This window comes from Sorangium sp. So ce204 (assembly GCF_051526795.1).
Taxonomy (GTDB): domain Bacteria; phylum Myxococcota_A; class Polyangia; order Polyangiales; family Polyangiaceae; genus Sorangium; species Sorangium cellulosum_B.
Window position 1 is genome coordinate 47,930 of record NZ_CP150317.1, and the last position, 21,034, is coordinate 68,963.

The following is a 21,034-nucleotide window of genomic DNA, read 5'->3' on the forward strand; positions in this document are numbered from 1 at the left end:
CCGAGCCATGCCCGCCGAACCGATCACGGCCGCCCAGATCTTCGAGCGCTTCTTCGCGCCGCACTACCCGCCCGACGCGCTCGCCGACCTGGCAGGCGTGCGCTCCACGGACGCGAACCCGGCTGGAAACCCGTCGATCCTGGCCCAGATCGACCACGCGGCCGAGGTGTTCGCCCGCCTCGCGCCCGCGGCGCTCGGCGCGCCCGATCTCGGGCTCGACTTCTCCGATGCGTCGGTCCACCGGCTGGGCGCGGCGCTGACGCGCGAGCGACGCGACGCCTGGCTCGCGCCGGCAGGCGGCCCTTCCGATGCGCGCGGCCCTTCCGATACGCGTGGATCGAGCGGCGCGCCGGCGGCCAGCGCGGGCGGCGAGCCCCCCATGCTCGTCACCCTCGTGACGCACGGGGCGCTCTACGTCGGGGCGTGCGTCGTCAAGAATCACGGCGGAACATGGCAGGTCCGGAGGCCGCTGTGGGAGTCGCTGGTCCGGCTCGAGTCGAGCGCAGGGACGGGCGATCTCGCGATCTTCCAGTGGTGGCTCAAGGCGCTCAGCGACGAGGAGATCGGCCGCGGCAGGCTCGTGGATCGCTACCGCACCCACGTGGAGGTGCCGACGTTCGACGCGGAGCGGCTGCCGATCCTCGCCGCGGGCGACCGGCGGATCCCGAAGCTCGCGAAGGTCCGTTACGACACGCTCTACAAGCACCTCCGCGCGCACCTGCCGGAGCTCCGGTCCGTGGGCGACGATTTCCCGTCCCCGGAGCGCTTCGAGGAGCTGGGCTTCAAGAGCATGGAGTTCGCGCTGCTCGGCGGCGGGCGGATGCTCCTCATGCACGGGGCGACAGCGGACGGGGTGCACCTGCTCTGGCTCGACGCGAGCGGCTTCGTGAAGTCGCTTTACTACCCGGCGGACAGCTTCCCCGCCCACGTGGTCCAGATCGAGGGCCAGAAGATCCGGGTGATCGTGTCCGTGCGCGGCGAGAGCCAGGTGCACGAGATGCTCTGGTGGGGGGCGTAGCCGGCTCGCGCACCGAGCGCGCCGGCGGTAGGCTCGCCCCGTGCTCTCGCCCGACGTCCGCTTCGAGGGGTTCACCGCGACCGACTGGGTCCGCGTGCTGTCGTTGTTCCGGCCCAGGCGCACGGGCATCGAGGAGCGCGAGGTCGGCCGTCCGCGCGGAGGCGTCGTCGCGGTCCACGCGGGCGGCAAGCTGAGGAAGCTCGTGCACACGGACGCGGGCCGGCTCCGGATCGACGACGCGCAGCGCGCCCTCCCGCTCTCCGCGGAGGAGCTCGCCGCGGGCCACCACGCGAGCTGGGCCGCCGTGATCGAGGCCGGCGTCCTCGAGGCCATCGTGGAGCGGTTCGGGGCGCGGGCGCGGCGCGGTGACGATCTCATCGGCCAGTCGCTCCTGCTGCTGCAGCTCGCGCGCGAGGAGCTCCTCGCGGGGAGGATCGATCTCTGGCCGGCGAGGCTGCGCGGCGTGCCGATGCCCTCGGCGGGCGTCGTGCGCGGCACGCTGGAGTCGCTCGCCGGGGTCGGCAAGACGGTGGTGATCGGCCTGTTCGAAGGCGGGGAGCTCTGGACGAGCGTCGCGCTCCGCCGCGACGCCCGCGGGATCAACCTGATCCTCGGGCCGGACGAGGTGCGGGAGGACATGGGGCTGCTCGCGGGCGACTGGCGCCGCGATTACCGGCACCTCTCGCGCGCCATCGAGGAGCGGGCAGGGGAGCTGTCGCTCGGCTGCTTCGCGGAGGCGGAGACCATCCGGCAGCTCGAGGTCGATCCGAGCCCGGGCGCCTGGGCCAGGGCGGTGGCGGTGCGCGACGTGATCCTCGCGCCGGTGCCGGCGGCCCTCGCCATCCCGCTCGGGATCGACGCGGGGCGCGCGGCGCTCAGCGCGCTCCGCGCGCTCGTGGAGCGGATCGACCCGATGGGGATCGTGGCGCCGGCGGTGCGGGCGGTGCTCGAGCGGGCCGGGACCGACAGCGACATGGCCGCGATGCTGCCGTTCCACCCGCTGGAGCTCCTCCGCAAGCTGATCAGCCGGGATCGCTGAGCCGGCGCGGCCCCGCCGCAGCGCGGCCGGCGTCCCGAGCGCGGCCGCGCTGCCTGGCTCAGGGGTGCGCGGTGCTCGAGTCGCCGCCCTGGACGGCGGGCGCGAGCTGGAAGCGGCGCTCCTCGCAGGCATACGCGGTCGGGGTCAGCTCGATGACGGTGTGCAGCGGGATCGGCAGCGTCGGACACGAGGGCGCGGGGCGATCGACGAGGTAGGCGTAGAGCGCGCGCAGCACCGCCTGGTGGCCGATCACGAGCACGGGCGAGCGCTGGCGCTCGAGCTGGATGATCAGCGGGTCGAGGCGCTGGATGACGTCCTCGTACGACTCGCCGCGCGGGTAGCGGTAGCGGAACTTGTCGGCCGCGCGCGCGTTGAAGACCTCGGGCATCTGCTGGCGGATCTCCTCGTACGTCATGCCCTCGCAGACGCCCGCGTCGATCTCGTCGAGGGCGCGCCAGGCGACGTGGTTCTGCGTCATCGGGCGCGCGGTCTGGATGGTGCGGCGCAGCGTGCTCGTCCAGACGTTGACGTGCTCGTCGCCGGCGCGCTCGCGGATGAACGCGGAGAGGTTCTTCGCGTACTCGTCGCCGCGCGCGCTGAGATCCGAGTCGCCGCCGAGCAGCCCCTTCTCGTTGAACACGCTCTCCCCGTGGCGGGTCAGCCAGATCGGGTGCGGCGTGAGGTGCATGTTCATCAAGAGCGGGACGAGGCGCGCCGGCAGGTAGCCGTGGATGCGGTTCAGCACGACCTGGCGGCCGACGTCGATGATCTTGATGTAGCTCCGCTCCGGCTCGCCGAGCGGCTCGTACGCGCGGGCGTAGTGCGCGATGCGCGCGCGGAAGTCGCGCAGCGCCGCCTCCGGGTCGACGCCCTGGTAGTCCGGCGAGCGGAGCTTCGTCTCGCGGACGTTGGTCTCGATGATCGACTCGTCGTTGCAGATCGACTCGATGAAGACGACCGGGAAGCCGTGCGCCTGGCAGCGCTCGGTGACGAGGTTCCGGCGAGCGCGCGTGCTGTTCGTGGCGTCGTAGATCGCCACCTCGCCGCCGGAGCTGAGCCAGCCGATGAGGTCGTCGAGGGCGGTCATCGCCATGCCGAGGAGCGCCTGGCGTCCCTCGGTGTTGTTGGGGTCGAAGAACTGGTGCGGCTGCGCGGTGCCGAGGTGCGCGCGGCGGTAGTTGCCCACGTTGAAGAGCCGCGTGGGGTGGCCGAGCCACGACAGGTACCGCGCGATCTTGCGGGCGATGGACGTCTTCCCGCGGGCGGGCAGGCCCACCATGGCGAGCACGATCGGCGAGGAGTCGCGCGCGAGCGAGACCATGGGAGCGTTCTAGCCGATGACGGTACGGCCGGCGACGATGACGGAGAGCAGGCGGCCGCTGCGCTGTCCGTCGCGCCGGTACGAGAAGAAGCGGGCGGGGTCACACGCGGTGCAGCCAGGGACGTCCTCGACCGAGGTTGCGTCCAGGCCGACCTCGGTGAGCTGGGCCTTGAGGATGCGCCGGACGTCGACGTGCGGGCGCGCGCCGGGCGCCCCGCGGACGACGGCGGCGGCGCCGGCGCTGGAGCACGCGGCGAGATCGGCGGCGACGTCGTCGCCGACCTCGAAGCAGCAGGCCTCGATGTGCGGGCCGATGGCCGCGACGAGATCCGCGTCCGGGCCGGCGAGCGAGCGGAGCGCGCGGGCCGCCTCGACAACGACCCGGCGGACGGTCCCACGCCAGCCGCTGTGGACCGCGGCGACGGCGCCGGTCCGGCGATCGGCGAGGAGGATCGGGGCGCAGTCGGCGCTGCGGACACCGCAGCCGACGCCGGGTACACGCGAGAGGGTGACGTCCCCGACCTCGCGGACGACGGCGTCGCGATCCTCCTCACCGGTGAGGACCCGGGCCTCGACGCCGTGGACCTGGCTGAGGAAATAGAGCCGCGCGGCCGGGATGCCGAGGCGCCGCGCGGCGCGCTCCAGGTTCTCCCGGACGGCGGCGGGGTCGTCGCCGAGGGCGATGGCGAAGCTCAGGGTGTCCCACGGGGGGGCGCTGACGCCGCCGCGCCGCGTGAAGAAGGCGTGCGCGAAGCCGGCGGCGGCGAGGAGCGGGCTCTCGAGCGCCTCGGCGGCCCCGGGGTCGTCGATTTTTACGGTCATTTTGGCTCCACGGCGGGATCCGATGCGTCGGCTGCTTCGGTCATAGACGATACGGGTGGGTTGCGTGGTATTTTCCGGCTCCACGCATGGCTGCCGGTCCGGACCCGAATATCGGTCGAGATCTGCTCGGAGGGCAGTTCCAGATCCTTCAGAAGATCGGCTCCGGCGGCATGGGGTCGGTCTACAAGGCCGCGCAGCCGGCGATGAACCGGATGGTGGCGGTGAAGATCCTCCACCCCAAGCTCGCGAACCGGAAGGATCTCGTCTCCCGCTTCCGCCGCGAGGCGCGGGCGATGAGCCACCTCACGCACCCGAACACGGTCAAGGTGCTGCTCTACGGCGAGCTCGAGGACGGCTCGCTGTACATCGTGATGGAGTACCTGGAGGGCAAGAACCTGAACCAGGTGGTCCGCAAGGAAGGGCCGCTGCCCGTCGAGCGCGCGATCCCTGTCCTCATCCAGGTCTGCGGCGCGCTGCAGGAGGCGCACATCCAGGGGATCGTGCACCGCGATCTCAAGCCCGAGAACATCTTCCTGTCGACCAACGGCGGGCTGAAGGACTACCCGAAGGTGCTCGACTTCGGCCTCGCGAAGGTGACGGAGCGCGAGCTCAGGCCGGGGTCGGTGATGCTCACGCAGGAGGGCATGGTCTTCGGGACGCCGGAGTTCATGTCGCCCGAGCAAGCGCAGGGCAAGGTGCTCGACGCGCGGAGCGACATCTACTCGCTCGCGACGATCCTGTACGAGGTGCTCACGGGCAAGCTGCCGTTCGAGGCGCGGACGCCCATGGAGTACATCCAGCACCACGTGACGAGGAACCCGATCCCGCTCGACGAGCGCGTCCCCGGGAAGCAGTTTCCGCCGGGGCTCGGCGCGGTGCTCGGCAAGGCGCTCGAGAAGCGGCCCGAGGATCGGTTCGAGTCGGCCGCGGAGTTCGCGGACGCGCTCAAGCCGTTCGCGGGCGGCGCGGGCAAGGGCTACACGGCGATGATGCCGAAGAAGGCGAACGCGGCGCTCGAGCAAGCGTCGAAACAGCACGCCGCCGCGCTCCAGGCGAACAAGGCGCCCGCGTCGTCCGCGTTCAAGTCGCCGGCGAAGACGGTGAAGATGGTCCAGCAGCCGCCGGCGCCGTCCGCGAAGCCAGCGCCCGCGCCGGCGCCCCTCGCCAAGCAGCACACCAAGGCGCCGGTCAAGGCGGAGGCGAAGCCGCTGCTCCTCGTCGGCATCGCGGCGGGCTGCCTGATCGCGGGCATCCTGATCACCATCGTGGCCATGCGGCTGTTCCAGGGCTGATCCTCCGCGAGCGCGCCCCGGATCGAGGCGGGCCTCCGCGGGCGTGCTAGCGTCGGCGCGCCGGCGCGCCGGGCGCTCTGGATGCGCATCGCCTGCGCCAGCGTTCACGGGGACGGCGTCATGGCCTCGGAGCAATCACGGAACCCAGGGGGAAACGAGAACGATCCGGTCAGGAAGACCGATGCGCCGGATCGGGCGTCGGAGCCGCTGCGTCAGGCGTCGGATCCGCTGCGTCAGGCATCGGACCCGTTGCGCCGAGCGTCGGAGCCGTTGCGCCGAGCGTCGGATCCGTTGCGTCAGGCATCGGATCCGTTGCGTCAGGCGTCGGACCCGCTGCGTCAGGCGTCGGAGCCGCCGGCGCGGCGGTCGGGGCCGCCGGGGCGAGGGAGCGAGCCGCCGGAGCGGATCAGCGGAGCAACGCGGCCGGCGAGCGCGCCGCACCTCGAGGGCGCGCAGCGCTTGCCCAGCCGACCGGACGGGGCGCCCCCGCAGGAGAGAGGCCCCTCGATCGCGACGTGGGCGAAGCGCATCGGGATCGCGCTCGCGGCGCTGCTCGTCCTCGCCGCCGCCACGATCGCGCTCGTCATCCGGCACTACGAGGCAGATCTCCCCTCGACCCACGAGCTCAAGGACTACCGGCCCCCGCAGGTGACGCGCATCCTCGCGCGCGACGGGACGCGCCTCGGCGAGGTCTTCACCGAGCGGCGCACCGTTGTGCGCATCGGCGAGATCCCGAGCCAGGTGAAGCTGGCCGCGCTCGCCGCCGAGGACGCGGGCTTCTACGAGCACGCAGGGCTGAACTACCTCGGCATGCTCCGCGCCCTCGCGGTGAACCTCCGCTCGACCCGGGCCCGGCAGGGCGCGAGCACCATCACGCAGCAGGTCGTGAAGAACGTCCTGCTCACGCCGGATCGGACCTTCAACCGCAAGGCGCGCGAGATCATCCTCGCCCGCAAGATCGAGCAGGAGCTCACCAAGGACGAGATCCTGGAGCTCTACCTCAACAAGATCTACTTCGGCCACGGCCGCTACGGGGTCGAGGAGGCGAGCCGCTACTACTTCGGGAAGGGCGTGCGCGACGTGACGCTCGCCGAGGCCGCGCTGCTCGTCGCCATCGTGAAGGGGCCGTCGGTGTACTCGCCGCGGGTGAACCTCGAGCGCGCCGTGGCGCGGCGGGACTTCGTGCTCGATCAGATGCAGCGCAAGGCCTTCGCGGACGAGATCCAGGTGGCGCAAGCGAAGCAGGAGCCGGTCGTGCTCGCCATCGAGACCGAGTCGCTCGCCGAGCTCGCGCCCGAGGTGGTCGCCGAGGCGCAGCGCCTGTTGCGTGAGCTCGTCGGGCCCGCCGCGCAGCAAGGCGGCTACACCATCACGACCACGATCGATCCGGCGATGCAGGCGGCGGCGCGCGCGTCCGTCCGCAAGAACCTCGACGCCTACGCGAAGCGGCACAAGCTGCTCGGCCCGCTCGCGCGGAGCAAGAAGGAGCCGCCGGCCTTCGACGGGACGCCCTCCGGCCACAAGGTCTTCCGGGGGGTCGTGACGGGCGCCGACGACGCCCGAGGGACGCTCTCGGTGCGCGTGGGCACGCTGGAAGGCACGGTCACGCTCCGCGGCGCGCAGCGGTACAACCCGAGCGGGCTCCCGCCGAGCAAGTTCGCCGACGTCGACAAGGTGGTGCGCGTCAGCCTGATCGGCCCCGCGCCGGAGCCGGTCGTCGAAGCGGCCGCCGCAGGCCAGGAAGAGGACGAGGACGCCGCCGGAGAGGCAGGGCGCGCCGCGCCCGCGGGCAAGCCGGGGAAGCCCGCGGCCCCGGTGCCGCTGCGGCTCGAGCTCGGACCCGAGGGGGCGCTCGTCGCGATCGACGTGCGGACGCGCGAGATCGTCGCCCTCGTCGGCAGCTACGAGGCGATGCGCGGCGGGCTCGACCGGGCGACGTTCGCGCGGCGGCAGCCAGGGTCGACGTTCAAGGCGTTCGTCTACGGCTACGGCATCCACGCGCGCACGCTGACGCCGGCGACGATCCTCGACACCGATCCGCTGGCCTTCGCCGGGTACAAGCCGCAGAACTACGACGAGAGCGAGGGGAAGTCGCCGGCGCGGCTCCGGGAGGCGGCGGCGCACAGCGTGAACGTGGCCGCGGTGTCGGCGCTGTCGCGCGTCGGCGCCTCGAACGTGGTCGCCTTCGCCGGCGCGCTCGGCGTCCAGTCGAAGCTCGGCGCAGATCTGTCGCTCGCCCTCGGCGCCTACGAGGTCACGCCGCGCGAGATGGCCGCCGCGTACGCGAGCATCGCCGCGGGCGGCGTCCACGAGCAGCCTGTCCTGATCACGAAGATCGTCGGCCCCGGCGGGGTGGAGATCCCGCTGCCGCCACGCCCTCCGGGGCACCGCGTGATGGAGGAGGCGGAGGCCTACGTGCTCACGAGCGTGCTGACGTCGGTCGTGCAGAGCGGGACCGCCAGGCAGGCGCGCTCTCTGGGGCGCCCGATCGCCGGCAAGACGGGGACGACGAACCAGTCGAAGGACACCTGGTTCGTGGGCTACTCGACCGACATCGCGTGCGCCGTGTGGACCGGCTACGACGACGCGGCGCCGCTCGGCAGCGGCGAGACGGGCGCGATGGCGGCGCTGCCGGCGTTCGTGGATTTCATGAAGCAGGCGCACGCGAAGCGCCCGGCCGCCGATTTCCCGGTGCCGAGCGGCGTCGTGCGCGTGAAGATCGATCCGCTGACGGGCCTGCTCGCGCGCGAGGGGCAGGAAGACGCCATCGAGGAGGTGTTCGTCGCCGGGACGGAGCCGACCGAGGAGGCGCAGGTCCCCGAGGCGGACGCGGGCGCAGAGCCGGCGGACGGCGTGGCGCCAGCCGAGCAGCAGGGCACCCGGCCGGCGCCAGGCGAGGGGCCGCGGCCGGTGGAGCCAGGCGCCGCGCCAGCGCCGGTCGAGTCGGAGCACGCGCCGGAGCCGGGCCCGCTGCCGGCCTTCGAGACGGCGCCGCCGCCGTTCTGAGCGGCGCACAAGATCGGAGGGCTCGGAGGGGCGTCAGGAGCGACGGTGATCCCCCAGGTCGAGGGCGGCGACACCGCCGGACGAGGAAAGCGCGACCGCGGCATTTTTCCTGTCCGGAATGCGGAGCGCTCGACGTCTCGCTCCAGGAAGCGGCGGGCGGGGCTCGCCAGCCTCCGAAAGGAGCCGATTCATGAAACTTTACGTCGTCCCGGGATCGCCCAACTGTCGCAAGGTCCAGGCCGTCGTCCACGAGCTGTCGGTGCCCGTCGAGACGATCCTCGTCGACTTCGCCACAGGCGCGCACAAGAGCCAGGATTACCTCGCGATCAACCCGAACGGCCTGGTTCCGAGCCTCGTGGACGGAGATCTGCGTCTCTGGGAGTCCAACGCGATCATGCAGTATCTTGCGGATGCTGATGGCGCGACGTCGCTGTTTCCCCGCGACCCCAGGCGGCGCATCGATGTGGTTCGCTGGCAGTGCTGGGAGATCTCGCACTTCGGGCGCGCCCTCGGAGCGGTGCTCTTCGAGCGGTTGTTCAAGCCGCTCATGGGGGGGCAGCCCGACGAGGTGGTCGCCGAGCGCGCCCTCGAGCAGCTCCAGCCGTACGCGGCGCTGCTGGAGGCGCACCTGAAGGCGCGCGCATTCGTGGCCGGTGACGCGGTGACGCTCGCCGATTTCTCGCTCGGGTGCCAGCTGCCCCTGGCCGCCCTCGGCCGCGTCGACCTGGCGCCGTTCCCGAACCTCCGCGCGTGGCTCGCCCGGCTCGACGAGCGGGAAGCGTGGCGCGCGACGGCGATGCCGGCTGCGATGGCGCAGGCGCTCGAGCAGGCGGCGCATCGCTCGGAGCGCGGAGGAGCGTGACGACAAGGACGGGCGGAGCCGAGCTCTTCTCGCGGCTCTCCGAGCGGTGGGTCCTCGAGCCGAGCGTCGCGCGCAGCACGATGATGGGCTTCCCGTGCCTGCGCGTGGAAGGCCGGTTCTTCGCGTCGATCGACCGCGACGGGAGGCACCTCGTCGTCAAGCTCCCGGCGGCGCGTGTCGCTGCGGCGATCGCCGCCGGTGAGGGGGCGGTGTTCGCGCCGAACGGGAGGATCTTTCGTGAGTGGCTCGCGGTGCCGCTCGAGCACGCCGCGCGGTGGGAGTCGTATCTGCAGGCGTCGTACGCGTTCGCGCGAGGAGATACCGGATGATCTATGCCTTGCTGATCCACAGCGCGCGCCCCGAGGGCGATCCGCTCCCCGCGGCGGACGAGCGCGCGGTGCTGGACCGTCACCGCGCCCTCCAGCAAGAGGCGACCGCGCGCGCCGAGCTGCTCGCCGTGGCGAGGCTCGACGGGCGAGACAAGGCGCGCACGGTGCGCGTGCAGGGGGCGACCGCGACGATCACCGACGGGCCCTACATGGAGACCAAGGAGTGGCTCGTCGGCTTTTACCTGATCGAGTGCGCCGATGAGACCATCGCCGCGGCCCGGGCGCAGCAGATCTGCCCGGCGGATGGATCCGTGGAGATCAGGCCTGTCACCTGGCAGCGCACGCCGTAGTCATGGAGGGGCTCGCCCCGCTGCTCCGCCGCGCGTATGCGCCCGTGCTCGCGCGGCTGCTGCGCCACACGCGGGATCTGCACGCGGCGGAGGACGCGGTGCAGGAGGCCGTCGCCAGGGCCCTCGCGACGTGGCCAGAGCGGGGCGTGCCCGACGCGCCGGAGGCGTGGCTCGTGCGCGTCGCCACGAACATCCACAGAGACGGCTTGCGGCGGCGGTGCGGAGAGCAGCGGCACGCGACCGCGCTCGCGGCGCTCGCGGCGCGATGTCCCTGGTCCGAGGCGCTGCTCTCGGCGCCGGACGCCGCGCGGTGGCCGGATGATGTCCTGCGCCTCGTCGTCACCTGCTGCGATCCCGTGCTCGGCCTCGAGGAGCGGGCGGCGCTGGCGCTGTCGACGGTCGCGGCGCTCTCCACGGACGAGATCGCGCATGCGTTTCTGGTGAGCGCGCAGGCCATGGAGCGCCGGCTGACCCGGGCGCGCGAGAGGCTCCGGGAGCGGCGCAAGCGCTACGAAGTTCCGCGGCTCGACGAGGCGCCGGAGCGGCTTCACGCCGTGCTCGCGGTGATCCACCTCGTCTTCAACGCGGGATACTGGTCCCGTGGCGACGAGGCGCCGATACGCCGTGGCCTCACCCGGCTATCGATGCACCTGGCCCGGGCGCTCGACGCAACGCTGCCACGGGTACCCGAGGTGCAGGGCCTGCTGTCTCTGCTGCTCCTGCACGCGGCGCGCATGCCGGCCCGCACCGACGAGGAAGGGCAGCCCCGGAGCCTCGAGCAGCAGGACCGATCGAAGTGGGACAGCGCCGCGATCGACGAGGCCTGCGCGTTGCTGCGGGAGGCGCTCGAGCGGGGGCGCCCCGGCCCCTACCAGATCGAGGCCGCGATCGCGGCGGTCCACTGCTCGGCCCCGCGCGCCGAGGACACCGATTGGCTCCAGATAGCGATCCTCTACGAGTCGCTCGAGCAGCACCGCCCGGGCCCGATCGTGCGCGTGAACCGTGCCTTCGCGGTCGCCCGGGCGCTGGGCGCGGCGGAAGGGCTGAAGCTGATCGCGACGGCCATCGATCACCCGGCGCTGGCGCGTTACCCCTATGCACACCTCGTCCAGGGCGTCCTGCTCGAGGAGACGGGGAGGGTGGATCAAGCGCTGGCGGCCCTCGAGCGAGCCCGCGATTGCGCGGCCAACGCCCGAGAGCGCGCGCAGATCGAGCAGCGCATCGACGCGCTCCGGCCGCGGGCCCTGTGCGCGACCGCGCCAGCCCCTGACACGACGCGCGCGGCCATGGCCGCGCGCGGAGATCGCGCAGCGCGGATCCCCGAGTCGGAATGAACGAGCGCGCCTCACTCGCGAAGGGCGCCCACCTCGGGGAACGGGCCCATGACCGCCAGCGTGAGGCCGTCCTCCTGCAGGTTCACGAAGAGCGCCTTGCCGTCGGGCGAGAAGCACACGCCGGAGAGCTCGCTCATGCTCCGCGCGTTGCGCGCGAAATCGAAGATCTGCCCGTCCAGCGTCACGCCTCGAAGGTGGTTCTCTCGATAGCCATCCTCCGCCATGAAGAGCTCTCCCCAGGGGGCGATGGTGATGTTGTCGGGAGCGTCCAGCTCGTTCCTGGCCGTCGATTGCGCGATGACCTCGAGCGTGCCGCCGTCTCCGTCGGGGACCAGCTGGAAGATCTGCCCGGCCCCGGCCGGGCCGCCGCTCGTCGCGCAGATGTACACGACGCCTTGCGACAGGCAGACGCCCTCCCCGCGCCTGAAGATGGCGGCCCCCTTGGCCCGGCCCTCCCTCCTGACCGTGTCGTCGCGCGGATCGGGCTCGTCGATGTCCACCCACGCGATCTCGCGCGGCGCCTCGAGCTCCCAGCCCGAGGTCTCGGCGTTGGGCGCCCCGACGACGCGGAGCGCCTGGAGCTTGCCCTCGAACGGAGCCGCGGGGTCCGCCGGCTTGAAGCGGTAGAAGCAGCCGTCCGGGCGATCCTCGGTCAGGTAAGCGATCCTCGTCGTGGGATCGACGACCGCCGCTTCGTGATGGAAGCGGCCATAGCAGGCCAGGCGGCGCGGGGCCTCCACCCTGGACGCGGTGGCCGCGCAGACGAAGACGTAGCCGTGGCGAGCGTCGACATTCTCCTCGCAGCTGAGCCAGCCCCAAGGGCTCGAGCCGCCCGCGCAGTTCCTGTTCGTGCCCGCGAGCACGAGGTTGCTCGAGCGGCGCTCGAACGTCGCAGCGTCCAGCACGAGCCTCGTGACGCAGCCCATGCTGGCCGCGTCGTACGCCTCCGCCGGCGCGCCCTGGCCGGATCGATACGGGCCAATTCCCTTGTCCGTGGGCGAGTTCTCATGATTCCTGAGCAGGACGACGGCGCCGTCGGCCCCAGGAAAACACCCCATGCCGTCCGGCCGGCCGGGAACTCGGTACCCGTCGTCCATCTCGCCGCCGGTGCGCTCGAGGACCCGGTACGTGAAGCCCTCAGGGAGGTCGAGGATGCCCGCGGGATCGGGCACGAGCGGCCCGAACCGGCCGGCCGCCTGCGTCCTCCGCGAGAAGATCAGCGAGAACGGTAGGGTCAGCGTCGCGGCTGCTGCTCCACCGACGCGCAGGAATGAACGCCTCGGGATGCGTCGTCGCATGGAGATGATCTACGTCGGAACACCGTCTCGCGAAAGGCACGGAAGGCAATTGCCACATGGGCGGCGCGGGGCCGATGCACGAGAGGAACGCAGGGCCGCGCGCAAGGAGAGGTCGAGTCGGTCATCGCGCTGGCCGTGACACGCGCCACCTTCGCGGCGTCATCCCACCAGGCCTTCGTCAGCGACGCTACGGGCCAGGACCTTCGAGGACACCCGGCCGACGAGCCGCCGCAGGGCCTGCTTCGCGCCGATCGCGCCGCCTGCGCCCACCGCGAAGACGAGAGGCGCCGCGGCGCCGCCGGTCACCGCGACGAGGCCCGCCGCGAGCAGCACGCCGGCGCCGGTCGCGACGGCGCCCGTCGAGGCTTCCTGCGCCGCGTGCGCGAGCGCTTCCTTCCTCGTCATCTCGCCTCGCTGGTAGGCCGTGACGCCCTCGTAGGCGCCGAAGGCGCCGTCGATCACGAAGCCGATGCCGGCCGCCTTGCCCGCGCCCTTCAGGACCTCCCGGCCCGCAGCCATCATCGCCTCGCGGGCCAGCCCCTTCGCGACCGCGCCCGAGACGCCGTCGGTGAGCGCCGCCTGGCCCGCGTGCCGCCCCGCCGCCCGCGCGACGATCGCGGCGGCCTGCGTTCCGCCCTGATCCGCGATGATCTTCGCCGTCGTCTGCGCGCCCAGCGAGAGCCCGGGCGCGAGCGCGTCGACGACCGCCGTCGTGTTCTCGACCATCACGCGGCGCAGGCCCTCCCGCGCGCCCTCGTCGAGGAGCCTCTTGCCCGCCGCCAAGAACAGCGCCTCCGCCGCCCCGCGGACGGCGACCGCGCCGCTCCCTGCGATCGAACCAAGGATCTTGTTTCGCTGTGAGCTCATCTCGACCTCCCCGCCTCGCGCGCCCTCACCCCGATCATGGGGTAGCGCCCGGGTGCGGAAAGACAAGCTCAGCGACGCGCGCTCCCGCGCCGCCACGTCTCCGCGCCGGCCGCGCCCGATCGCCGGACCTCAGAACCTCACGAGCAGGCGCGAGCCGAGGCCGCCCGGCGCTGGCGTGAGGACGAGCTCCGCCGCCGGCTTGCCAGGGGACGGCGCCGTGGGCTCGGAAGGGCTCAGCAGGAGCAGCGTGACGCCGGCGCCGATCCCGACCAGGCCGACGCCGGCGAAGACACCGGCGAGCATCGACGTGGTCTTGCCCGTGTCGTAGTCGCCCTGGAGCGACGGCGGGCACGCGTACGCGCCTCCGCCGGCCGGGGAGCACCCGTCCTCGACCGCGGACAGAGCGCCGGCGCGCACGGCCAGCGCAACGACGGTCGCGATCGCGCCAGCGCCGCCGACGCCGAGCGCGACGTAGCCGCCCATGCGAATGCCGCTCGCGGGCGTGCCGGAGGCGCTCGGCGCGGAGAGCGCGTCGCGCCCCGGGAGCGGCGCGGGGACGGCCAGCGTCACGACCTGGCGGGCGCCAGGCGTGAGCTCGGCGCGCTCCGCGATCGGCGCGGCGCCGCCGTAGAACAGCTCGACCGTGTGGGCGCCGAGATCGCGCTCGAGCTCGACGCCGAGGAGCCTCGGGTCGAGGGGCTTGCCGTCCAGCACCACCCGGACCGGCGGCCGCCCCTCGGCGCCTTTCAGCCGGACGGTCAGCGTCCCGACCTTGCTGCCGAGCGCCCGGTAGCGGGCCTCGGCGTCATCGCTCCACCCGGCGTACTTCGCCTCGTTGGACTGGAGCGCGGCGCGCCGGAGATCCCACCAGTCTCGCCTCGCCGAGGCATAGCGGCCGAGCTCCTCCTCGCACTCGGCGATGTTCCGGAGCGCGCCGAGCCCCTCGGGGTAGATCTCCAGCGCGCTCCGGAAGGCGATGACCGCCTGCTCGCACTGTCCGGTGCTCCGCAGCTCGCGGCCCCGGGCGAACAGCGTCTTCGCGTCCTCCTCGGCCCCGATGGCGAGCGCGCGCGCCGGCGCCGCCGCGAGCATGGCGACGGTGCAGAGCGTGATGAGCCGTCGCTCAGAAGGTCTCACTCTTGTCGATCTCCTTGCGGCGCCGGGGCACCGTGGGCGCGGCGGTGGCCGTCGCGCGTGGGGCGGCCCTGTCAGCCCCGGGGCGGCGCTGGGACGAGCGCGGCTGCGCAGGTGCTACGGAGGCAGGCGGCGCAGGTGCTACGGAGGCAGGCGGCGCGGGCGCCGCCGCGGAGGCGGGCGGCTCGGCCGTGGCCGGCGGCTCCGCCGCGGCGGGCTGCTGCGGCGGGGGCGGCGAGCGCAGCGCGACCGCCTGGAGGGCGCCCCGCACGCCGGGGGTTATGAGCCGCGCCGGCTGCTCCAGGCGCGGCCGATCGAGCAGGCGCGCCGCCAGCGCGGCCGTCCCCCCGAGCGCGGTCAGGCAGGCCAGCGCCACGGCGGGCGCGACCCGAGGCCGCCGCCGCGGCGGCGCGACCTCCGCGGGCTGCTCGGGCGGCGGCGCCGAGAGCGCGGCGTGGTAGGCCTCCACCATCTCGCGGATCGAGGCGAACCGCTGCGCCGGCCCCTTCGCGAGGGCGCGCGAGAACCAGGCGTCGAGCCCCTGGGGAAGCGACCGCCGGACCTCCGTGGCAGGCTCGAAATCGCGGGTGCTGACCGCCACGATGATCTCCGCGATGCTGTTGCCCTGAAAAGGCGTCCAGTCCGTCAGCACCTCGTAGGCCAGCACGCCGAGCGCCCAGACATCGGCCCGCGCGTCGACCGCGAGCGGCGAGGCGAGCTGCTCCGGGCTCATGTAGTTCGGCGAGCCCAGCATGACGTCGGCCTCCGTCTCCTGCGGCCGATCCAGGCCGAGATCGCCGTGCAGCGCCTTGGCGATGCCGAAATCCGCGACCTTCACCGTCAGCTCCGCGCCGGGGGTGCCGACGAGCATCACGTTCGAAGGCTTCAGGTCGCGGTGCACGATGCCCATGTCGTGCGCCACGGTGAGCGCGTCCCCGATCTGATCAAGGATGTGCCCGAAGCGCACCGGCTCGATCGGTCCCTTGTGGCGCACCTCGGCGAACAGCGTTCGCCCCGGGATGTACTCCATCACCAGGTAAGGGATGTCGTCGTGGACCCCTGCGTCGTGGACCGCGACGATGTGCCGCGTGCGCGCGCTCAGGCGGGCCGAGATCTGGGCCTCGAACCGGAACCTCTCCAGGACCGTGCGGCTCCGTTCCGCGTCGCCGGTCAGCGAGGCGCTGAGGAACTTCACGGCGAGCTCGGTCTTGAGCGTGACGTGCACGGCGAGCCAGACCTCGGCCATGCCCCCGCGCCCGAGCGGTCGGACCAGCCGGTATTTGCCGTCGACGACCTCGTCGGGGGTGTGCTGCCAGATGTCCGACTCGTCGGCGCCGGCCTGACGCGCCGCCGCGCTCGGGCTGATCCGCACGGTCGGCGGTATGCGGGGCGTGGCGGCGTCCACGCCCGAAGGATAGTGGATGCCGCGCGCGGGACTGGCACTTTTCGACAGCCCTCGCCGCCGTCGCCCTCTGGCCAGCGCGGGATGGCGGCCAGAGGCAGCCGCGATCCCGCCGCGAGCGCGGCCATTTCACTCGGCGGCGTCGGCGAAGAGCTCCGCAGGCGGCGCGTCGATCGGCGGGGCCGCCCGCGAGGCCGCGCCGCCCACGCCGCGGTCGAGGGCGTCGCAGAGGAGCGCGCCGACGCCGGGGACGACGTTGGCGATCGCCTCGTCGGCCTCGCGCGGGTTCAGCCACCAGAACGGGTTCAGCAGCCGGCGGAGGTCGCGGAAGGAGCGTGCAGGACGGCTGACCTCCACCGTGAAGGCGAGCGTTCCGAGGTTGGCGTCGAGCCAGTCGTCCATGTCGCCGACCGTGGGGTACCAGTGCGCCGCCTGGCGGATCTCGTACCGCTCGCGCGGCAGAGCCCGGCAGAAGGCGTCGCCGAGCGCCCGGTACAGCGGCTCGCGCGGGTTGGGCATGTCGGTGTGCGCCCACGGATAGAGCAGGAAGTTGCCGCAGCTGTGAAAGCCGATCGCGAGCGCAGGCCGCGTCTCCAGCGCGACGTCGCGCAGGGCGCGCGACTCGGGCTCCGAGAACGCGTGAGGCCCCGTGTAGTGCGGCGACCACCGGAGCCGCGAGCCCGCGAACGGGTGCAGCGGCCGCGACGAGGACAGCGGCGCGAAATTCCGGTTCAGATCCACGCCGCGGGCGTTGCAGCGCTGCGACGCTCGCCGCTCGCCGCGGAGGCGCTCCAGGTTGTCGGCGAACGCGTCGGGGTTGACGACCGGCACCACGACGAGCCGCGCCCGCGCCGCCGCGCCCCATCGTCCGCTCGCCAGGATCGACCGGACCGCATCGAGCAGCGCGAGCCCGCCGATCACCTCGACCCCGTGCATGAGCGACGTCAGCAGGAACGTCGGACCCAGCGGATTGCCGAAGTCGTAGCGCCGCAAGGGTCTTCCGTTCGCGGACGTCCCGATCGCTATTTCCCGTCCGCTGTAGGTGCGCGCGAGGCGCGCCCAGGCATCATCGAGCTGCGGGAGCTCGGCGTAGCGGCCGCATAGGTCGGGCGTGCGTGTCATCCCAGCGTCTCTTATGTGACACCGGAATGGCGGCGGGCGCCAGCGGATTGAGCGGATTCATGTGTCCCGATTCCGCGGTTCCACGATTCGCGTCGATTCGCGTCGATTCACGTCGATTCACGTCGATTCACGTCGATTCACGTCGATTCACGTCGATTCACGTCGATTCACGTCATCCGCGCGGCTGGTCGCGCTGGTCGCGCTGGTCGCGCTGGTCGCGCTGGTCGCCGTTTCGCGTCGCGAGGAGAGCCAGGCCCTCGAACAGGAGGTGCGCGCCGAGATGGAGGGTGATGTCGGCGTGATCCAGCGCGGGGCATACCTCGACGAGATCCATGCCCACCAGGTTGATCCCCGCGAGGCCGCGGAGCAGCTGGATCGCCTCGCGTGAGGTGAGCCCGCCGGGCACGGGCGTGCCGGTGCCCGGGGCATAGGCCGGGTCGATGCCGTCGATATCGAAGGAGATGTAGACGGGCGACTCGCCCGCGGCTGCCCTGATGGCGGCGGCGATCGCAGAAGCGCCGTCGCGGTCGATCCGATCCATGCCGTACAGGGTCGCCCCGGCGTGCGCCGCGAAGGCGCCTTCCTCCGGGTGGCCCCACGTGGCGCGGATGCCGATCTGGTGGAGCGCGCTCCGCCCGATGAGCCCCTCTTCGATCGCGTTGCGGAACGACGTGCCGTGGTGGAACGGCTCGCCCCACACCTCCGAGGTGCTCGTGTCGAGGTGCGCGTCGACGTGAACGACCGTGACGGGGCCGTGGCGCCGCGACAGCGCGCGGAGCACCGGGAGCGCGATCGAGTGGTCGCCGCCGACGACGAACGGGACCGCGCCGGCCGCGAGCACCTCGTCGACCGAGGCCTGGATCAGCTCGCGAACGGAGTCTGCGTGAAACGGGGGAAAGGGCACATTGCCCCCGTCGAGCACGTTGAGCGCGCGGAACACGTCGACGCCGTGGCCAGGGTGATACGACTGCACGAGCGCGCTCACGCGGCGCAGCTCGTAGGGGGCGAAGCGTGTGCCCGGGCGGTACGTGACGCTCCCGTCCCACGGGACGCCGAGGAGCACGGCGTCGGCGCCGGAATAGGCGGACGCGCCGGCCTCGTGGAATCCCGCGGTCGGGAGGCGAAAGAACGGCGTCTGCCCGTGCCGCAGGTACGCGGCTGCTCGTTGTTGGGACATGAGATCTCCTACAGGCTCAAGAGGTCCAGGATCACGGCGCGGGCGCGGTCCGCGAGATCCGCCGCGCCGCCGTGATCGCCGAGCGGCGGGCCAAAGGCGACGCGGGCGCTCGCCTCTCGGCGGCTGGAGAAGCGGAGGAAATGGGGGAGGAAGGTGTCGTCGCCCGCCCAGCAGAGCTCCGGATCATCGTAGGTGATGGCCGCGGGCACGATGGGGACGCCCGCGAGCCGGGCGACGCCGAAGATGCCTTTCCGGAACGGGAGGACCTTCTCTCCGCGGGTGGTCGAGCCCTCCGGGAAATTCAGCACCGGGACGCCATGGCGCAGGGCCCGGAGCGCGCTCCGGAGCACGCGCGCCCCGCTCGTCGGGCGCTGCCGATCGACGAGCAGCACGCCGAGATCGCGCGCGCGATCGCCGATGATCGGCCAGCTGCCGATCTCCTGCTTCGCGATGGCGGTGCAGGGGGTGAGCGACGCGAGGAGGATCGGATCGAGGTAGCTGACGTGGTTGGCCACGACCACGAACGGGGACGCGGGGAGCGCGCCGGTCACGCGGACGCGCAGGCAGTGCAGCGCGCACAGGTCCCGCGCGATACCGTGAAGAAGGCGCGCCCTCTCGCGGCGGCGCGAGGCGGGCAGCGTGGGCAGCAGGCTGGTCCGGAACACGGTGTCGAGCGCGAGCCCCATCACGCCGGAGACCCGGCTGGCGACGGAGAGCGCCTCGGTCCAGGGCCGGTCGCCCGCCGCCGGCGCGCGGCGGCCGTGGTCGAGCGGAGCGGTGGTCGTCATGGTCCGTCGGCCTCAGGCCACCGCGGCGATGCCGCCGCTCTCCGCCGCGCGCGGCTCCTTCGCGTCGGCCTGGCGATCGACGAGCCCCACCTTCTCGAAGCGGGCCCGGAGCGCCATGAACGCGTCGCGATCGATGCGCGAGATGATGCGCGGGTGTCCGGTGCCATAGAAATCGGGGCGCACCTCGATCTCCTTGGCGCCGAGCATGGCGTGGAGCGCCCGCGCGGCGTGGTTGTCCTCCTCGACGGTGAACCAGCACGACTCGGCCCATCCAAGGATCGACCCGACGAACGCGCGGAGCAGCGTGTGCGTCGCGCGGGAGCCCTGATACTCGGGCAGGACGGCGAGGGTCGTGCAGTAGACCTCCTTGCCGCGCGTGAAGGAGAGCAGGTAGCCCGCGGGCCTCCCCGCGGCCTCGACCATGAAACAAGAGTCCTTGAAGAAGTCGCAGCAAAGACGGATGTAATACCGCCCGAGCTCCCCTTCGCCCGCGCCGCCGAAGAGGGTCGTCTCCAGTTCCATCAGAGTCGAAAAGTCATCGCCTCGGAGCGTGCGCGCCACATAACGGCTCATTGTTGCGCCTCCTCATTTCAATTGAATCGTTGCTGTGGGCGCAGCATGCCGGGGCTCCGTGGAGAACACGTCACAGGACCCCCGAGGTTGAGAGACACGTCGGGGGCGATGGCGCGTCAAGATGGCTGGGGAATCGCGTACGGAAGGTGCCAGGGCGGCAATGTCATCGTGGCTTGAGGCGCTCTGCCGCCGTGGACGGGAGTGTGAGCGCGAGGCCGGCGAAGGCCCGGGCGGTGTCGAGGAGCGCGGCGAGGCCCGAGGACGCGCGCCATCCGCCGGTCACGCCGGTCCAGTGCTTCATGGGCACGAAGAGGTTGCCGTCGGTGTGCGGCGCCGCGCGATCCAGGAAGGTCGCGCGGAGCGTGTACGCCGCGAGCAGGCGCTCCATGAGGCCCGGGAAGGCGACGAACGCCGCGGCGGTGATGCGGCCGGCGGCGCCGACGTAGACATCGCGCCGCGGCCGCTCGGCGAGGGAGACCATCGCCGCCGCGACCCGCTCGGGGTCGACGATCGGCCGGATCGGCTGGACGGCGCGGCCGGTGAAATTGCCGGCGTGCTGGTAGATCGGGGTGTCGATCGTCGCGGGCAGGAGATTGCAAACGTGGATGTCCGGCGTGCTGGAGAGCTCCTGTCTCAAGCAGGACGTGAGGCCGAGGACCCCGAACTTGGAGATCACGTAGGCGCTCATCGTCGGCGCGCCGAATTTCCCAAGAACGGAGACGTTGTTGATGAGCACCCCGGCGCCCTGCGCGCGGAAACAGGGCAGCACGGCCCGCGCCCCGTGCACATAGCCGAGCAGGTTCGTCTCGATGACCTGGCGGTAGGCCTCGTAGGGCGCCTCGTCCGCGCGCGCGTAGAGGAACACGGCGGCGTTGTTGACCCAGACGTCGATCCTGCCGAACACCTCGACGGCGGCGCGGGCGAGCGCTCGGACGGCGTGCTCGTCCCTCACGTCCGTCGGGACGGCGAGCGCCGGCGCGCCGACGCTGGCGCACTCGGCGGCGACCGCCTCGAGGGCCGCCTCGTTCCGAGCGGCGATGACGACCCGCGCGCCGCGCCTCGCGAACGCGAGCGCCGCCGCCCTGCCAATGCCCGAAGATGCCCCGGTGATAACGACCACCGCGTCGCGAATGCACTTCCGCATGACTGGCCCCCTCCCGCGCTGTCTGTCCGTCGCCGAGAGGAGAGCAAGGCGCGGGCCATCAGGGGCCGGGGGCCGGGTCGGATGTGGCCGCGGAGCTCGATTGAAACGGGGAGCGTGGTGGAGGGATGAAGAATTTAAAACGCAAAGGCGCAAGGG

General features: G+C 72.4%; 19 protein-coding genes and 1 pseudogene. 8 read left to right on the plus strand and 12 right to left on the minus strand.

All coding sequences use genetic code 11. The annotated features are described in order from the left end of the window. The first annotated feature begins 7 nt into the window (after positions 1 to 7). Positions 8 to 1,018 carry a hypothetical protein gene (locus WMF22_RS00180; protein ID WP_438034452.1) on the plus strand — a complete coding sequence of 337 codons (1,011 nt, stop codon included), beginning with the start codon at positions 8 to 10 and terminating at the stop codon, positions 1,016 to 1,018. A 40-nt stretch (positions 1,019 to 1,058) separates the two neighbouring features. Further along, positions 1,059 to 2,057 (plus strand): hypothetical protein, encoded by a 999-nt coding sequence (locus WMF22_RS00185; protein WP_437297095.1) that lies wholly within the window; start codon positions 1,059 to 1,061, stop codon positions 2,055 to 2,057. Positions 2,058 to 2,115: 58 nt separating this feature from the next. Here the strand turns inward: WMF22_RS00185 and WMF22_RS00190 are convergent, their stop codons facing one another. Both WMF22_RS00190 and pgeF read right to left on the minus strand, forming a co-directional pair. Further along, positions 2,116 to 3,378: a bifunctional nucleoside/nucleotide kinase/histidine phosphatase family protein gene (locus tag WMF22_RS00190; protein ID WP_272097082.1), complete on the minus strand. Its 1,263-nt coding sequence runs from the start codon at positions 3,376 to 3,378 to the stop codon at positions 2,116 to 2,118. Positions 3,379 to 3,387: 9 nt separating this feature from the next. Next, positions 3,388 to 4,200 carry a peptidoglycan editing factor PgeF gene (gene pgeF, locus WMF22_RS00195; protein WP_437297097.1) on the minus strand — a complete coding sequence of 271 codons (813 nt, stop codon included), beginning with the start codon at positions 4,198 to 4,200 and terminating at the stop codon, positions 3,388 to 3,390. Between the two features lie 86 nt (positions 4,201 to 4,286). Here pgeF and WMF22_RS00200 point away from each other — a divergent pair, with 86 nt between their 5' ends. Next, complete coding sequence (locus WMF22_RS00200) at positions 4,287 to 5,492, plus strand: serine/threonine-protein kinase (protein ID WP_437297098.1); 1,206 nt, start codon at positions 4,287 to 4,289, stop codon at positions 5,490 to 5,492. A 169-nt stretch (positions 5,493 to 5,661) separates the two neighbouring features. Here the strand turns inward: WMF22_RS00200 and WMF22_RS00205 are convergent. Further along, positions 5,662 to 5,808: pseudogene (locus WMF22_RS00205) on the minus strand (hypothetical protein); the annotation flags it as partial. Between the two features lie 143 nt (positions 5,809 to 5,951). On the opposite strand from WMF22_RS00205, the gene WMF22_RS00210 reads away from it, so the two are divergent. The 5 genes from WMF22_RS00210 (at position 5,952) to WMF22_RS00230 (ending at position 11,373) form a co-directional block, all read left to right on the plus strand. Next, on the plus strand, positions 5,952 to 8,498 hold the full coding sequence (locus tag WMF22_RS00210; protein ID WP_438034453.1) for a penicillin-binding protein 1A: 2,547 nt from the start codon (positions 5,952 to 5,954) through the stop codon (positions 8,496 to 8,498). Positions 8,499 to 8,688: 190 nt separating this feature from the next. Then, on the plus strand, positions 8,689 to 9,360 hold the full coding sequence (locus WMF22_RS00215) for a glutathione S-transferase family protein (RefSeq protein WP_438034454.1): 672 nt from the start codon (positions 8,689 to 8,691) through the stop codon (positions 9,358 to 9,360). Next, positions 9,357 to 9,689, plus strand: coding sequence for a hypothetical protein (locus tag WMF22_RS00220; RefSeq protein ID WP_437297101.1), 333 nt, complete (start codon positions 9,357 to 9,359; stop codon positions 9,687 to 9,689). Before WMF22_RS00215 ends, WMF22_RS00220 begins: the two co-directional genes overlap by 4 nt. Then, positions 9,686 to 10,039 carry a YciI family protein gene (locus WMF22_RS00225; protein WP_437297102.1) on the plus strand — a complete coding sequence of 118 codons (354 nt, stop codon included), beginning with the start codon at positions 9,686 to 9,688 and terminating at the stop codon, positions 10,037 to 10,039. Before WMF22_RS00220 ends, WMF22_RS00225 begins: the two co-directional genes overlap by 4 nt. 2 nt (positions 10,040 to 10,041) lie before the next feature. Next, positions 10,042 to 11,373 (plus strand): RNA polymerase sigma factor, encoded by a 1,332-nt coding sequence (locus tag WMF22_RS00230; protein WP_437297103.1) that lies wholly within the window; start codon positions 10,042 to 10,044, stop codon positions 11,371 to 11,373. 11 nt (positions 11,374 to 11,384) lie between these two features. Here WMF22_RS00230 and WMF22_RS00235 read toward each other — a convergent pair whose 3' ends face one another. The 9 genes from WMF22_RS00235 to WMF22_RS00275 form a co-directional block, all read right to left on the minus strand. Continuing rightward, the gene (locus tag WMF22_RS00235) at positions 11,385 to 12,671 is read right to left on the minus strand and encodes an alkaline phosphatase PhoX (RefSeq protein WP_437297104.1); all 1,287 of its coding nucleotides are present in this window, start codon (positions 12,669 to 12,671) and stop codon (positions 11,385 to 11,387) included. 159 nt (positions 12,672 to 12,830) lie between these two features. Next, a complete protein-coding gene (locus WMF22_RS00240; protein ID WP_438034455.1) occupies positions 12,831 to 13,538 on the minus strand; it encodes a hypothetical protein in 708 nt (235 codons plus the stop codon). Between the two features lie 129 nt (positions 13,539 to 13,667). Then, the gene (locus WMF22_RS00245; RefSeq protein ID WP_437297106.1) at positions 13,668 to 14,675 is read right to left on the minus strand and encodes a tetratricopeptide repeat protein; all 1,008 of its coding nucleotides are present in this window, start codon (positions 14,673 to 14,675) and stop codon (positions 13,668 to 13,670) included. After that, complete coding sequence (locus WMF22_RS00250; RefSeq protein ID WP_437297107.1) at positions 14,662 to 16,077, minus strand: serine/threonine-protein kinase; 1,416 nt, start codon at positions 16,075 to 16,077, stop codon at positions 14,662 to 14,664. The genes WMF22_RS00245 and WMF22_RS00250 overlap by 14 nt, the downstream gene beginning before the upstream one ends. 126 nt (positions 16,078 to 16,203) lie before the next feature. After that, positions 16,204 to 17,196 (minus strand): M14 family metallopeptidase, encoded by a 993-nt coding sequence (locus tag WMF22_RS00255; RefSeq protein WP_437297108.1) that lies wholly within the window; start codon positions 17,194 to 17,196, stop codon positions 16,204 to 16,206. Between the two features lie 172 nt (positions 17,197 to 17,368). Further along, entirely contained in the window at positions 17,369 to 18,373 is a 1,005-nt protein-coding gene (speB, locus tag WMF22_RS00260; protein WP_438034456.1) for an agmatinase, read from the minus strand. 8 nt (positions 18,374 to 18,381) lie between these two features. Further along, positions 18,382 to 19,161, minus strand: a complete 780-nt coding sequence (locus tag WMF22_RS00265) for a lysophospholipid acyltransferase family protein (protein WP_437297110.1) — start codon at positions 19,159 to 19,161, stop codon at positions 18,382 to 18,384. A 12-nt stretch (positions 19,162 to 19,173) separates the two neighbouring features. Continuing rightward, positions 19,174 to 19,683, minus strand: a complete 510-nt coding sequence (locus WMF22_RS00270; protein ID WP_437297111.1) for a GNAT family N-acetyltransferase — start codon at positions 19,681 to 19,683, stop codon at positions 19,174 to 19,176. A 214-nt stretch (positions 19,684 to 19,897) separates the two neighbouring features. Then, on the minus strand, positions 19,898 to 20,878 hold the full coding sequence (locus tag WMF22_RS00275) for an SDR family oxidoreductase (protein ID WP_437297112.1): 981 nt from the start codon (positions 20,876 to 20,878) through the stop codon (positions 19,898 to 19,900). Positions 20,879 to 21,034 lie beyond the last annotated feature (156 nt).